This window comes from Streptomyces sp. NPDC001604 (genome assembly GCF_042893475.1).
Classification (GTDB): Bacteria; Actinomycetota; Actinomycetes; order Streptomycetales; family Streptomycetaceae; genus Streptomyces.
In genome coordinates, this window is sequence record NZ_JBIAUY010000006.1 from 38889 (window position 1) to 53649 (window position 14761).

At 70.6% G+C, this 14761-nt stretch carries 10 protein-coding genes; 7 read left to right on the forward strand and 3 right to left on the reverse strand.

The window, feature by feature from the left end:
* The first annotated feature begins 391 nt into the window (after nt 1-391).
* The 6 genes from ACFY1E_RS18575 to ACFY1E_RS18600 are packed head-to-tail and all read left to right on the forward strand — an operon-like array spanning nt 392 to nt 9137.
* A complete protein-coding gene (locus tag ACFY1E_RS18575) occupies nt 392-2800 on the forward strand; it encodes a glycosyltransferase (protein WP_389077051.1) in 2409 nt (802 codons plus the stop codon).
* The gene (locus ACFY1E_RS18580; RefSeq protein WP_389077054.1) at nt 2797-4320 is read left to right on the forward strand and encodes an ArnT family glycosyltransferase; all 1524 of its coding nucleotides are present in this window, start codon (nt 2797-2799) and stop codon (nt 4318-4320) included. The genes ACFY1E_RS18575 and ACFY1E_RS18580 overlap by 4 nt, the downstream gene beginning before the upstream one ends.
* Nucleotides 4317-5570 (forward strand): alkaline phosphatase family protein, encoded by a 1254-nt coding sequence (locus tag ACFY1E_RS18585; RefSeq protein WP_389077056.1) that lies wholly within the window; start codon nt 4317-4319, stop codon nt 5568-5570. The genes ACFY1E_RS18580 and ACFY1E_RS18585 overlap by 4 nt, the downstream gene beginning before the upstream one ends.
* Nucleotides 5567-6556, forward strand: coding sequence for a hypothetical protein (locus ACFY1E_RS18590; RefSeq protein WP_389077059.1), 990 nt, complete (start codon nt 5567-5569; stop codon nt 6554-6556). The genes ACFY1E_RS18585 and ACFY1E_RS18590 overlap by 4 nt, the downstream gene beginning before the upstream one ends.
* A complete protein-coding gene (locus ACFY1E_RS18595; RefSeq protein WP_389077061.1) occupies nt 6553-7650 on the forward strand; it encodes an endo-1,3-alpha-glucanase family glycosylhydrolase in 1098 nt (365 codons plus the stop codon). Before ACFY1E_RS18590 ends, ACFY1E_RS18595 begins: the two co-directional genes overlap by 4 nt.
* Nucleotides 7647-9137 carry a fibronectin type III domain-containing protein gene (locus tag ACFY1E_RS18600; RefSeq protein ID WP_389077063.1) on the forward strand — a complete coding sequence of 497 codons (1491 nt, stop codon included), beginning with the start codon at nt 7647-7649 and terminating at the stop codon, nt 9135-9137. Before ACFY1E_RS18595 ends, ACFY1E_RS18600 begins: the two co-directional genes overlap by 4 nt.
* A gap of 71 nt (nt 9138-9208) precedes the next feature.
* On the opposite strand, the gene ACFY1E_RS18605 is transcribed toward ACFY1E_RS18600, so the two are convergent.
* The 3 genes from ACFY1E_RS18605 to sucC form a co-directional block, all read right to left on the reverse strand.
* Complete coding sequence (locus tag ACFY1E_RS18605; RefSeq protein WP_389077065.1) at nt 9209-10750, reverse strand: aldehyde dehydrogenase family protein; 1542 nt, start codon at nt 10748-10750, stop codon at nt 9209-9211.
* Nucleotides 10751-10887: 137 nt separating this feature from the next.
* Entirely contained in the window at nt 10888-11787 is a 900-nt protein-coding gene (sucD, locus tag ACFY1E_RS18610; protein ID WP_389077067.1) for a succinate--CoA ligase subunit alpha, read from the reverse strand.
* Nucleotides 11788-11798: 11 nt separating this feature from the next.
* Nucleotides 11799-12929, reverse strand: coding sequence for an ADP-forming succinate--CoA ligase subunit beta (gene sucC / locus ACFY1E_RS18615; protein WP_389077070.1), 1131 nt, complete (start codon nt 12927-12929; stop codon nt 11799-11801).
* 145 nt (nt 12930-13074) lie between these two features.
* On the opposite strand from sucC, the gene ACFY1E_RS18620 reads away from it, so the two are divergent.
* Nucleotides 13075-14757 (forward strand): thiamine pyrophosphate-binding protein, encoded by a 1683-nt coding sequence (locus tag ACFY1E_RS18620; protein ID WP_389077072.1) that lies wholly within the window; start codon nt 13075-13077, stop codon nt 14755-14757.
* Nucleotides 14758-14761 lie beyond the last annotated feature (4 nt).

Genomic DNA, 14761 nt, shown 5'->3' on the forward strand with positions numbered 1-14761 from the left:
GAAGAAGGCGGTGACTTTCACCTCCGCGTAATCAAGGCGTGGGTCTGACTGCGTTTGACCGTGACGAACGGGGCCGCAGTGCACGCATGAGACGCAATGCGATCGAACCAAGTAAACAGCAGGATAATTACCGGCGGATACAGGCCAAACGCCCAGCGAACACGTCAACTCCGCTGCTAACCTCTGGCATCCGCTCCTGACCGTGGAGCCCGGTGCGCGTTCGCCGTTGCACTGCGCACCTCTGGTACGTCCCGCACCTCCCCGCGCCGCGTCGAGACCGTACGCCCGCGAGGGTCACCGCTCATTCCTCCGCCCGTGTTCACGGGCGGTCGTCGGTGTCCGTCGCGCCGCTCGGCCGACGGCACGCGTTCTGGGGGACTCCATGGCGCACATGATCGATTCCCTTTCGGCTGCCCATGACGGGGTGCCGGCAGGTGTCCGGGAACTCGGCGGCGGAGGCGACGGCGACGCTGCCACGCCCCGGCTGACCGTCCTGATACCCACCCGCAATGAGCAGGAGAGCGTTCCGCTCCTGCTCGACCGGCTCGGGCCTGCGCTCGCCCCGCTCGGAGCCGAGATCCTCTTCGTGGACGACAGCGATGACGCGACCGTCCAGGAGATCGCCGCCCTCGCGCCGGACTGTCCCTTCCCGGTCCGCGCCCTGCACCGGCCCTCCGGCCTGCGCACCGGCGGTCTGTCAGGGGCCGTGGTGGCCGGGATCCGGGCCGCGCGCGGCGCCTGGGTGCTGGTCATGGACGCGGATCTGCAGCATCCGCCGCAGGCCGCCGCACTGCTGGCCAGGACCGCGATGCGGGAGGGCGTCGACATCGCCGTCGGCACCCGGTACGCCGGGACCGGCCAGTCCGACGGGCTCGCGGGCGCGGGCCGGCAGGCCACCTCGTCCTCCGCGACCCGCCTGGTCAAAGCTGCCTTCCCACGCCGGCTGGCCACCGTCAGCGACCCGCTCAGCGGGCTGTTCGCGTTCCGCCGGGACGCGATCGACACCGAGCAGCTGCGGCCGGTCGGCTTCAAGATCTTGCTGGAGATCCTGGTTCGGCATCCGGCCGCCCGGGTCGCCGAGGTGGCGTACACCTTCGCACCCCGCGAGGCGGGCCGGTCCAAGGCGTCCATCAAGGAGGGGCTGGCCTTCGTACGGCATGTCGTGCGGCTGCGCCGCTCAGTGGCCGGCGGGCAGCGGCAGCTGATGCGGATGCTCGCGTTCGGACTGGTGGGCCTGTCCGGGGTCGCGGTCAACACGGCCGCCCTCTGGCTGTTCTTCGACGCGCTCGGGGTGCACCACCTGGTGGGGGCGGCGCTCGCGACCCAGTTCTCGACGGCCTGGAACTTCCTCCTCACCGACGCCGCCGTCTACCGGAACGGACAGCGCAAGGGCAGCCGGCCCGGGCGGGCCGGCCGCTTCTTCGCGATGAACAACCTGCTGCTGATCGCCCGGCTCCCGCTGCTGCAGTGGCTCGTCGTCGCCGGTGTGGGTGTCCTCACGGCCAACGCGCTCACCCTCGTCCTGCTCTTCGTCCTACGGTTCCTGATCAGTGACCGCATGATCTACAGCGGCGGCGAGAAGAAGGTCCGGCGGCGCGATCCGGTGAAGATGCTCGTCGATGCCGATGCTCCGACCGCGCCGGTGAGCAGGAAGCGGTCCGTGTACCTGCCCTACCGCTACGACGTCGCCGGGACCGTCACCATCGGCTCCCAGATCCGGCTGCCCGAGCTGGAGTTCTTCCGGGCGCAGTGGATCCCGGACGCGGACGTCGACATCGCCGTGCGCGTCGGGGACGTCGGGCGGCGCAGGCCGCGCGGGCGGGCGGCACTGACCGAGGACCACAGCGACACGGCGGCTCTGCGCTACGAGGAGCATCTGGGCCGCTTCGGCGCGAACTTCCGGGTGCGGCTGGGTCCGCCGATCACGGTGGAGGTGGGCCCGCTGCTGGCCCGTTCGCCGCACGTCGTCTACACGAACGTCGTCGAGGCGCTGCTGCGTTTCGTGCTGATCTCCCGTGGGCGGATGCTGCTGCACTCCGCGTGCGTGGAGCTCGACGGGCGCGGGGTGATGCTGTCGGCGTTGACCGACACCGGCAAGACCGCGACCATCCTCAGGCTGCTGCGCGAGCACGGCGGGCGGTTCCTGTCGGACGACATGACGGTCGTGGACGCGAGCGGGCGGGCCGTGTGCTTCCCGAAGCCGCTCACCATCAGCGCGCACACGCTGCGGGCCGTGCAGGCCGAGGACCTGACGAAGAAGGAGTGGCGCCGGCTGAATCTGCAGTCGCGGCTGCACTCCAAGGGCGGTCGTTCGATCGCGCTGATGCTGTCCCGCTTCAACCTGCCGATCATGGGCATCAACGCGCTCACGCAGATCCTGGTGCCGCCGCCGAAGTACAGCGTCGACCGGCTGGTGCCCTGCCGGCTGGGGTCGAGCACCGAGGTGCGGGACCTGTTCGTCATCGAGCGCGGTGCGCCCGACCTGTACGACCTCGACGGCGACGTGGCGCTGGAGCGGATGCTGGTCAACACCGAGGACGCGTACGGCTTCCCGCCCTACCGCTATCTCGCGCCGGCGCTGCGCATCGACGGTCTCGACCATGCCGAACTGCGCGCCCGCGAGCGGGAGATCCTCGCCGGGTTCCTGTCCGGCGTCCGTACCCGGGTGCTGGCCTCGGACTGCTTCGGCTGGGCGGACGAGATACCGCGGCTGCTGGCGGGCGAGGAGCACCGGCTGACGGTGAGTGCCTCCGCCGAGGCCTGGCCGCGGTGGGGACTGCAAGCCGGCTCGGCCGCATGACCGACCGGTTCGTGCTCCCCCGGGGAGCATCCCGCACCGCCCCGGCGCCGGCCCCCTCCGGCGCCGGGGTGCGGGCTGCGGCGCCCCTGACCGCCGTACTGCTGCTGGCGGCCTTCCTGCGGCTGTGGCAGCTCACCGCGGCCGGGTTCAACAGCGACGAGGCGGTGTACACGGGTACGGCGGCCTCGCTCGCGGGGGACGATCGACTCGGTTCGCTCTTCCCGGTGTTCCGGGCGCATCCGGTGCTGTTCCAGTCGCTGGTGTCGCTGGCGCTGCGCGTCCACGAGAGCGACTGGGCGGCGCGCGCGGTGCCGGCGCTGCTGGGTGTGGCGACGGTGGCGGTGACGTACGGGCTGGGGCGGCGGCTGTACGGGCGGCGGGCCGCGCTGGTCGGGGCGCTGCTGCTGGCGGTGATGCCGTACCACGTGGTGGTCAGCCGCCAGGTGCTGCTGGACGCGCCGATGACGCTGTGCGCGACCAGTGCCCTGTACTGCGTGGTGCGGTACGCCGAATCGCCGTCCCCGCGCTGGCTGCTGGCGGCCGGCGGGATGCTCGGGTTCACGGTGCTGGCGAAGGAGACGTCGGTCGTCTTCCTGGGTTCGCTGTACGCGTTCTTCGCGTTGACCCCGGCCGTGCGCACCCGCTGGCGGCATCTGCTGCCCGCGCTGGGCGTGATCGGGGTGGTGGCGGTGGCCCATCCGCTGTCCCAGCTGCTCGCCGGGCACGCGCGAGCGGGCGGCAACTATCTGCTGTGGCAGATGTTCCGCCGCGCCAATCACCCCTATTCCTTCTACGGCCGTGAAGTTCCGTGGGCGCTCGGCCCGTTGGTGGTCGTGGCGGCCCTGGCGGGGCTGGTCACGCTGCGGTTCGAGAACACCTGGCGGGAGCGGCTGCTGGTGTGCTGGGTCGTGGTGCCCGCGCTGTTCTTCACGGTGTGGCCGGTGAAGGGCTTCCAGTATCTGCTGCCCGTGGCACCGGTGTTCGCGGTGCTGGCCGGGCGGACGCTGACCTCGTTCCCGCGGGTGGTGCGCCTGCAGCGGATCGCGGCGGCCGCGGCGATCTGGCTGGTCGTGGTGTCTCTGGCGGTGCCCTGCTGGATGCGGATCCAGCCGCAGACGAGCACCCGCTTCCTGGCCGGGACCGGCGGACTGCCCGGCGGCCGGGAGGCGGGGCTGTGGGTGCGCGAGCACGCGCCGGAGGGCTCGCGGCTGCTGGCCATCGGTCCGTCCATGGCCAACGTGGTGCAGTACTACGGCTTCTGTCCGGTCTCCGCGCTCTCCGTCTCGCCCGACCCGGCCCGCCGCAATCCCAGCTACCGGGCGGTCCCGAACCCGGACCGGGCACTCAGGGACGGCGACTTCCAGTACCTGGTGTGGGACGCGTACACGGCCCGCCGTACGCAATTCTTCACCGCCAAGTTGCAGGGGCTGGTGGGGCGTTATCACGGGACGGTGGTGTTCACGGCGCGCAACGGGGACGGGGTGAAGGTGGTCGTGATCTACCGGGTGAGGGTGTCATGAGGGTGCTGCTGGTGGCACTGCTCCTGCTGCTGACGGGCAGCGGGACGGCGGCATCAACTTCCCGCTCGGACACGCCCGTTCAGCACTTCGTCTATCTCATGCAGGGTGACCGCACCTTCGACCACTACTTCGGCACATACCCGGGAGCCGACGGCCTGCCCGCGGGGGCCGGTCAGCCGCGCGATCCGGCGCATTCGCGGGCGGGCACGGTGGAGCCCTACCCGCTGCACGGCTCACCGCCCCTGTCCCCCGGCGCCGGGCCGCGCCTGGTGCGGCAGCAGTACGACGGCGGGCGGATGGACGGCTTCTTCGGCGCTTTCGCGCGGCAGGGCCGGGACGGCCGCGTGGCCATGGGGTATTACGACCGCCGTGACCTGCCCTTCTACTGGAACGCAGCCGACCGCTACGAACTCTTCGACCACTTCTTCGCGTCCTCGCTCGACGGCACCCGCGCCAACCGCGCCCACTGGGTTGCGGGTACACCGGACCTGACCGGGCCCACCGTCTTCGACCGGCTCGAAGAGGCAGGCGTGAGCTGGAAGTTCTACGTCCAGAACTACGACCCGAAGCAGACCTACCGTTCCCGCGACGACCTGACCACCCAGACCGTCCGCGTCCCGCTCCTGGACATCCCGCGTTTCGTCGACAACAGGCGGCTGAGCGCGCACATTGTCGATCTCGGCGAGTACTACCGGGACCTGGACCGCGGGACACTGCCCGCGGTGGCGTTCGTCGCGTCCTCGGGTGCGGGCGAGCGCTCGGCGCGCTCCGTGCCGGCCGGACAGCGGCTCGTGCGGGAGCTCACCGCCCAGCTGATGGTCAGTCAGTACTGGTCGTCTTCGGCACTGTTGTGGTCCTACGACGGTTCCGGGGGCTGGTACGACCATGTGAAGCCGCCGGCCGGTCGGGGGCTGCGGGTGCCGGCGCTGCTGGTCAGCCCGTATGTGACGCGGGGGAAGGTGCAGCACGGGCAGTTCGAGGCCGCGAGCGCGCTGCGGTTCGTGGTGGACAACTGGCGGCTGCGGCCGCTGGGAGGCCGCACCACGCAGGCGCGGAGTCTCGCCGACGCCTTCGACTTCTCGGCGGCGCCGCGGCGGGCCGAGCTGATTCCGGCGGGGTTGCGGGAGGCGGCGCTTCCGGTGGCGCGGCGGCCTTCGCCGGTGCCCGTGTACGCGGTGTACGGCGTCGCGTCGTTGCTGGTGGCGGGGTTGCTGTGGGGGGCGGTGCGGCCGAAGTGGCGTATGTCATGAGGTGGTTGGTGCTGGCCGGGGTGGTGCTGGTGGGGCTGGCGCCGAGTTCTGCGGTGGCCGTCACGATGGTCACCGTCACCGTGCGGACGACCCCACAGCTCGCCGGCGTGCCGTTCACCTTCGACGGACGGACGGCGGTCACCGGGCCGGACGGGGTGGTGAACTTCACCGGTGCGCACGACTTCGCGGGGCACAGGCTGGCCGTCGACGACCGCGGACTGGCCTCGGAAGGACGGCAGTTCACGTTCTCCCGGTGGGCCGGACAGCGCGATCCCGACCAGGCGTTCCGGCGCACGGTGCGGGGGCTGCCGCTGCGGCGGGACTACACGGTGACGGCGGCGTTCACGGCCCGCTTCCGGGTGACGGTGCGCTGCGTCGACCAGGAGGGTCGCGCCGTACCCCGCGGGCGGGTGCCGTATGTGACCGTGCGCAGCGACACCGGGCACACCCAGCGACTGCCGGTGGGACAACCGGTCTGGCTGGACGGGCTGTTGCCCGTGTACCGCAAGAGCGTGCTGACCTCACGGAAGGTCGGATACGCCCTGCTGTCCGCAAACGCGTACGGCACGAACACGGTGGACGCCGGGCGGCAGCGGTTCCAACCGGCGTCGCATCAGGAGGCCGTCTTCACCACGCCGTTCCACGATCTGACCGTCTCGGCGCGGGACGCCGTCTTCGGGTCGTCGGCCGGGCGGGCGGCGCGGGTCACGCTGCCGGACGGGTCGGTGCGCGAGGTGACGTTCGGTGCAGGACAGGAAGCAACGCTGCGGGATCTGCCGCACGGGCAGTACGAGGTGGAGGTGACCGGCGGCCAGGGGCTGCGGGCCGTGCAGCAGGTCCGGCTGTCGCGCACGCAGAGCATGCAGCTGAGGGTGGTCAGCCGGGCCGATCTGGCGCTGGCGGCGGGCACAGTGGGTGTGCTGGCAGCCGTATTACTGCTGGCCGGGCGGTGGATGCGGCGACGCCTGGGTGGTGAGCACGGATGAGAAGACCGGGGCTGCTCGCCGTGCTGGTACTGGTCCTGGCGGGGCTGTTCCCGGCGTCCGCGAGCTCGGCCGGGGGGCGTCGGGTGCCGCTGCTGGCGTACTACTACCAGTGGTTCGAGCCGGCGTCGTGGCAGCGGGCGAAGACCGACTACCCGCGTCTGGGCCACTACTCCAGCGACGACGCCTCCGTGATCCGCACGCATGTCGACTGGGCGAAGTCCGCGGGCATCGACGGTTTCGTGGTGAGCTGGAAGTCCTCGGCCGTCAACGACCGACGGCTGCGGCTGCTGCTGGACGTGGCGCGGGCGCGTGACTTCAAGGTGGCGGTCATCTATCAGGGGCTCGACTTCCGCCGCCGGCCGCTCGCGACGGACCGGGTCGCCGCCGACTTCCGTCTGCTGTACGGGCGTTACGCCCACGACCCGGCCTTCTTCCGTCTCGACGGCAAGCCGCTGACGGTGTTCAGTGGCACCTGGCAGTACTCGACCGCGGACATCGCGCGCATCACCGGGCCGGTGCGGAAGGGGATGCTGGTGCTCGGCACCGAGAAGAGCCCGCAGGGCATCCGCAGGCTGGCGCACGTCACCGACGGGGACGCCTACTACTGGTCGTCGGTCAACCCGGACACGAACGACCGGCACGCGACCAAGTTGCGCGAGATGGCCGCCGTCGCACACGCGGCGCACGGTTACTGGATGGCGCCGTTCGCCCCCGGCTTCGACGCCCGTCTGGTGGGCGGCACGAAGTCGGTGCCACGGGACAGCGGCCGGACGCTGCGCACCGAGTACGCGGCCGCCCTGGCCTCGGGCCCGGATCTGCTCGGACTGATCAGCTGGAACGAGTTCAGCGAGAACTCGCACGTGGAGCCGTCGGTCCGGCACGGCACGAAATCGCTGGACGTGCTGCGCGAGTTGCGAGGCGTTCCGTCGTCGGACTCGCCGTCGGCGCCCTCCTCCCCAGCCGCCCGTCGCGACCCGCTCGGCTACTGGCCGGGCGTGCTGCGGATCACCGGCTGCGCGGTGCTGCTGGTGGGCGCCGTCGCGGCACTGGCACGGCTGCGCGGGATCAGAATGAGAAAGGAAGAAGGTACATGACCAGAAGACTCTCTTCCCGGCACCGCAGACTCTGCCTGAGCCACGCTCGCAGCGCCGTGTTCGCCCTCGTCCTGGGGGCGGGTACGGCGCTGTCGTTCGCTCCGGCGGCACACGCCGACCTTCCGGGCGCCGACGCGCAGTTGACACGCGCCCCCTATCTCTCCGACGCCACGACGACGTCCGTCCAGGTGAGCTGGGCGACCACCACACAGAGCCGCGGCTCGGTCCGCTACGGCCCGCTGGGCGACTGCGCGGCGAGCACGGCCACTTCGCCCACCCTGGGCAGCCCGATAACCGTCGGCTCGACGCGGGAGTACGTCAACTCGGTGACGGTGACGGGCCTGACCGCGAGCACCACCTACTGCTACCGCGTCTACACCGCATCCGGCACCGACCTGCTGGGCACCCTGCCGACCCCGAGCCTCACGACCCCCGACTCCGCGGGCTCCACGACGTCGTTCACCTTCGATGTCCTCGGCGACACCGGTGAGACCACGAACTCCGGCGTCGACGACGGCTCGCTGAATGTGAACCAGGCGAACGTGATGAGCCAGATCGCCGCGAGCGGCGCCCGGTTCGTCGTCCAGACCGGCGACAACACGCATCCGGGCACCTCGCAGACCCAGTACGGTGACCTCAAGCAGACAGGCGTGGACGTCAGTTCGTGGTTCGGTCCGTCGTACTGGACGCAGCCGGGCATGCGCATCCCGCTCATCGGCACCGTCGGCAACCACAGCATGACCAACACCTATCTGCAGGTGTGGAAGCAGTCGGCGCTGGCGGCGGCCTCCGGCGGGGTGTGGGCGCCGGCCGACTATCCGTCGTACCTGGGCTCAAATCCGATCACCTATCCGACGGCGTACTACGCCTTCACCACCGGCGGCGTCCGCTTCTATCTGCTCGACACGGCGTGGGGGAACTCCAACACCGGTGCCGCCACGGGTGGTTCGTGCGGCTCACACTGCGCGATCTACGAGCAGGACGCGCACGCCCACTGGCAGGACGGATCCGCCGAGTACGCATGGCTGAAGGCCGACCTCACCGCCCATCCCGGCGTGCCGAAGTTCGCCTTCTTCCACTTCCCGCTGCGCTCCGACAGTGCGAGCGAGCCGAGCGACACCTTCCTCGCGGGCGTCGAGCAGACCCTGCTGGACGGCGGCGTGGACCTGGTCTTCAACGGCCACTCCCACCTCTATCAGCGCAACACCGCGGGGTCGGGCCGGATCGCGTCGTATGTCACCGGTGGCGGCGGAGCCGATGTGCACTCCGTCGGGGAGAACGGCTGCTCGGCCACCGACGCCTACGGCATCGGCTGGTCCTACGGCCGCAACCGGGGTTCGGCCTGTGGTGCCGCGTCGGTGCCCACGGACGATGCGCAGGTGTACCACTTCCTGAAGGTGACCGTGAACGGCACCTCGGTGACGGTGGCGCCGACGAACTCGCTCGGTCAGACCTTCGACGTGCAGACGTACACGGTCACTCCTTGAGGCTTTCGTGCGTCGGCAGGAGCTGATCCCCGGGTGGCGCCCTCGGAACGAGGACGCCACCCGGCCCTCTGTCACGGCATGAGGTGGTAGTCCGGGAAGTTCCCCGGCAGCCGTTCTCCCGCCGGGCCCTGGGTCACGGCGCGCACCAGTAGCTCGCCGCCGACGAAGGCGCCGCGCCAGGACGCGCCGAAGCCGCCGAACAGCTCGTCGCGGTCGCCGCGGGAGCGCGGCTTGCCGTGGCCGACCTTGAACGCCCGGATCTGCGGGGCCAGCCGGTCGAAGGTCGCCCGGTCGTCCGTGGACAGCGTGGCCACCAGCGCACCGTTGGACGCGTTCATCGCTGCCAGCAGCTCCGCCTCCGTGTCGACCAGGACGATGCTGTCGACCGGCCCGAACGGTTCCGCGTGGTGCAGGGGCGAGGACGGCGGCGGGTTGAGCAGCGTCACCGGATGGACGTATGCCGAGGTGTCCTGGCCGGGCAGGAACCGGCCGTCGGCCTCGCTGCTGCGGTGCAGCGGGACCGCTCCCCGGTCGATGGCCTCGGCGACCTGGTCGCGCAGCTCCTTGGCCTTGGCCGCGTTGATGACCGGCCCGAAGTCCAGCTGCGGGTACGGGTCGTCGCCCTGCTCGACCGCCAGCGGGTGTCCCACCTTCAGCGTGCGCACCGCCGGGAGGTAGGCCGCCAGGAACTCGTCGAACAGCTGCCGCTGGACGACGAAGCGCGGGTACGCCGTGCAGCGCTGCTTGCCGTAGTCGAAGAGCTTCGGGATCACCGCGGTGAGCGCGTCCCAGTCCGAGTGGTTCCAGATGCCCCAGGTGTTGAGTCCTTCCTGTTCGAGTACATGGCGCTTGCCGAGGTCGGCGACGGCCGTGGCGACTGCCGCTCCGGTGTCCCGGCCGCCGACGAAGGAGACGCAGCCGATCTCGGGTGCCCGTACCAGCGCCTCGGACAGCTCGCCCCCGCTGCCGCTGACGAGGGTGGCGGGAATCCCCTCACGCGCGGCGAGTGCACAGGCCAGGGTCAGACAGGCGAGGCCGCCGTCGGTCGGGGTCTTGGCGATCACCGCGTTGCCTGCCAGTGCCTGGACCAGCATGGCGTGAACGAGCACGCTCATCGGATAGTTCCAGCTCGCGATGTTGGACACCGGGCCGTCCAGCGGGGTGCGCCCGTCGAGCATGGTGTCGATGCCGTCGACGTACCAGCGCACGCCGTCGATGGCCCGGTCGACGTCCGCCTGCGCGAGCCGCCAGGGCTTGCCGATCTCCCACACCAGGAGCAGGGCGAGCAGTTCGCGGTGCTCGGTGAGGGCGTCGAGGGTGGCCGCGACGCGGGCACGGCGCTCGTCGAGGGGGACGTGCCGCCAGGCACGGTGCTGGTCGAGCGAGGCGCGCACGGCCTGGTGTGCGGTCTCGCGGTCGAGGCGGGGCGGGCCGGCGATGGGGCTGCCGTCGACGGGGCTGGTGGCGGGCAGGGCCCGGCCGTCGGCCTGCCAGGCGGCGTTCCAGAGGTTCAGGACGCGGTCGTCCCGGAAGGCCTCCGGGGCGACGGACAGGCAGCGCTGCCAGGCGTCGGCCCAGGACGTGCCTGATTTGAGGGTGAGGGTGGTTGCCATAGGGGTTTCTCCGCTCTCGGTGCACAGTCGGGGGCGGGGGGTGCATGGCTCGTCGCGCGCCGGCTCGCACTGCCGTGCGCGGACGTCGTACGAAGGACGCCGTGACGCGCGCGGTGGCGCGTCACAGTCGCCTCACATCAACTATGAGCGGCCGCGCGCCCGCGTTCGAGACATGCGAGCACAAGTTTCGCCGTCTCGGTCGGTGTGCTTCCCACACACACCCCGGCCGCCTCCAGGGCCTCCTTCTTCGCCTGTGCGGTGCCGGAGGAGCCGGACACGATCGCGCCGGCGTGCCCCATCGTCTTGCCCTCGGGGGCGGTGAAACCGGCGATGTAGCCGACGACGGGCTTGGTGACGTGCTCGCGGACGTATGCGGCGGCGCGTTCTTCGGCGTCGCCGCCGATCTCGCCGATGAGGACGATCAGTTCGGTGTCGGAGTCGTCCTGGAAGGCGGCCAGGCAGTCGATGTGCGTGGTGCCGACGACCGGGTCGCCGCCGATGCCGACACATGTCGAGAAGCCGATGTCGCGGAGTTCGTACATGAGTTGGTAGGTGAGCGTGCCGGACTTGGACACCAGGCCGATGCGGCCCGGCTTGGTGATGTCGGACGGGATGATGCCCGCGTTGGACTGTCCGGGGGTGATCAGGCCCGGGCAGTTGGGGCCGATGACGCGTGTGCCCTTCGCCTTGGCGTGGGCGTGGAAGGCGACGGAGTCGTGGACGGGGATGCCCTCGGTGATGACGACCGCGAGGCCGATGCCGGCGTCGGCGGCCTCGACGACGGCCGCCTTCGCGAAGGCGGGCGGCACGAAGACGACGGTGACGTCGGCGCCGGTCGCATGGATGCCCTCGGCGACCGATCCGAAGACGGGGACGCCGCGGTCGTCGAAGTCGACGGTGCGGCCCGCCTTGCGCGGGTTGACGCCGCCGACGACGTTCGTGCCGGCCGCGAGCATGCGCCGGGTGTGCTTCATGCCCTCGCCGCCGGTCATGCCCTGGACGAGGACCTTGCTCTCCTTGGTGAGGTAGATGGCCATGTCGGGCTCCTTCAGCCGCTGGTGGCGAGTTGGGCTGCACGGCCGGCGGCGCCGTCCATGGTGGTGGCCTGCTGGACCAGGGGATGCGCGCGCTCGTCGAGGATGGCGCGTCCGCGGGCGGCGTTGTTGCCGTCGAGCCGCACGACCAGCGGCTTGGTCAACTGCACGCTGTCCAGGGCCTGCACGATGCCGTCGGCGACCGCGTCACAGGCGGTGATCCCGCCGAAGACGTTGACGAAGACCGACTTGACGGCCGGGTCGGACAGGATGAGCGAGAGCCCGTCGGCCATGATCTGGGCGGAGGCTCCGCCGCCGATGTCGAGGAAGTTGGCGGGTCGGGCGCCGCAGCCCGCGACGACGTCGAGGGTCGACATGACCAGGCCCGCGCCGTTGCCGATGATGCCGACCTCGCCGTCCAGTTTGACGTAGTTGAGGCCCTTGGCGGCGGCCGCCGTCTCCAGGGGGTCGTCGTGCTCCACGTGCTCCGCGCCCCAACGCGCCTGCCGGAAACGGGCGTTGTCGTCGAGGGTGACCTTGCCGTCGAGCGCGAGGATCTGTCCCTGCGCGGTCCGCACGAGCGGGTTGACCTCGACGAGGAGGGCGTCCTCGCGGACCAGGACCTCCCACAGCCGTACGAGGACGTCGACCGTCTGCGCGGGCAGTCCGGCCGCCTCGGCCATCTCGTTCGCCTTCGCCGAGGTGACGCCCTCGGCCGGGTCGATGTGGACACGGGCCACCGCCTCGGGTCGGCTTGCGGCGACCTCCTCGATCTCCATGCCTCCCTCGGCGGAGGCGATGGCGAGGAAGCGGCCCGCCGCGCGGTCGAGCACATAGGAGACGTAGAACTCGGTCTCGATGTCCACGGGTTGGGCCAGCATCACCTTGCGGACCGTGTGGCCCTTGATGTCCATACCGAGGATCTGCCGGGCGGTGAGCTCCGCGGCGGCTGGGTCCGCGGCGAGCTTCACACCGCCCGCCTTGCCGCGCCCGCCTGCCTTGACCTGAGCTTTCACTACTACGCGCCCACCGAGTGCGCGGGCGATCTCACGGGCCTTCTTGGGAGAATCGGTGACCTCGGCCCTCGGCACCGGGATGCCGTGTTCTTCGAAGAGTTCCCTTGCCTGGTGCTCGTACAGGTCCATTCCGGCTCCTGACTCAAAAGTGCCGCACGCCCCCTGGACACCACCCACCGGATGCGGGATAACAAGGTTCATACAGTATTCGTCGACTGTATGCAATGTACCGCGAGAGCAGTTCGAACCCCCTACGAAGGGACAGGACTTCGCCATGCCCGACGACACCCAGGACGTGATTTCCGGTGGTCATCTCGTTGCCAAGGCACTCAAGGCCGAGGGGGTCGACCGCATCTACACGTTGTGCGGCGGCCACATCATCGACATCTACGACGGCTGCGTAGACGAGGGCATAGAGGTCGTCGACGTCCGCCATGAGCAGGTCGCCGCCCATGCCGCCGACGGTTACGCCCGCCTCACCGGCAAACCCGGCTGCGCCGTCGTCACCGCGGGCCCGGGCACGACGGACGCCGTCACCGGTGTCGCCAACGCCTTCCGCGCGGAGTCCCCGATGCTGCTGATCGGCGGCCAGGGGGCCCTCAGCCAGCACAAGATGGGGTCCCTTCAGGACCTGCCGCACGTCGACATGATGACGCCGATCACCAAGTTCGCGGCGGCCGTACCGGACACCGCGCGCGCCGCGGACATGGTGTCGATGGCGTTCCGCGAGTGCTACCACGGCGCGCCGGGCCCCTCCTTCCTGGAGATCCCGCGCGACGTGCTGGACGCCAAGGTGCCGGTGAGCAAGGCACGCGTGCCGAAGGCGGGCGCCTACCGCGCCTCGACGCGCTCGGCCGGGGATCCCGAGGCGATCGAGAAGCTCGCGGACCTGCTGGTGCACGCCGAGAAGCCGGCCATCCTGCTGGGCAGCCAGGTGTGGACGACCCGCGGCACCGAGGCGGCCGTCGAGCTCGTACGGACCCTCAACATCCCCGCCTACATGAACGGGGCGGGTCGCGGCACCCTCCCGCCCGGCGACCCGCACCACTACCAGCTGTCGCGCCGGTACGCCTTCTCCAACGCCGACGTCATCGTGATCGTGGGCACACCCTTCGACTTCCGCATGGGCTACGGCAAGCGGCTGTCCCCCGAGGCGACGGTCGTCCAGATCGATCTCGACTACCGGACCGTCGGCAAGAACCGCGACATCGACCTCGGCATCGTCGGCGACGCCGGGCTGGTGCTGAAGTCGGTGACCGAGGCGGCCTCGGGACGCCTCAACGGCGGCGCCGCCAAGCGCAAGGAGTGGCTCGACGAACTGCGTGCCGCCGAGCAGACAGCCCTGGAGAAGCGGCTGCCGAGCCTGAAGTCGGACGCCTCACCGATCCACCCGTACCGCCTGGTCAGCGAGATCAACGACTTCCTCACCGAGGACTCGATCTACATCGGCGACGGCGGCGACATCGTCACCTTCTCCGGACAGGTCGTCCAGCCCAAGTCACCCGGGCACTGGATGGACCCGGGCCCGCTCGGCACCCTCGGCGTCGGCATCCCCTTCGTCCTCGCGGCCAAGCAGGCACGGCCCGACAAGGAGGTCGTCGCCCTCTTCGGCGACGGCGCCTTCTCCCTCACCGGCTGGGACTTCGAGACCCTGGTCCGCTACGACCTGCCGTTCGTCGGCATCGTCGGCAACAACTCCTCGATGAACCAGATCCGTTACGGCCAGAAGGCCAAGTACGGCGAGGAGCGGGAGCGGGTCGGCAACACCCTCGGCGACGTCCACTACGACAAGTTCGCGCAGATGCTGGGCGGTCACGGCGAGGAGGTCCGCGACCCAGCCGACATCGGCCCGGCGCTGCGGCGTGCCCGTGAGTCGGGCAAACCGTCGCTGATCAACGTCTGGGTCGACCCGGACGCGTACGCCCCCGGAACCATGAACCAGACGATGTACAAGTGAGGTG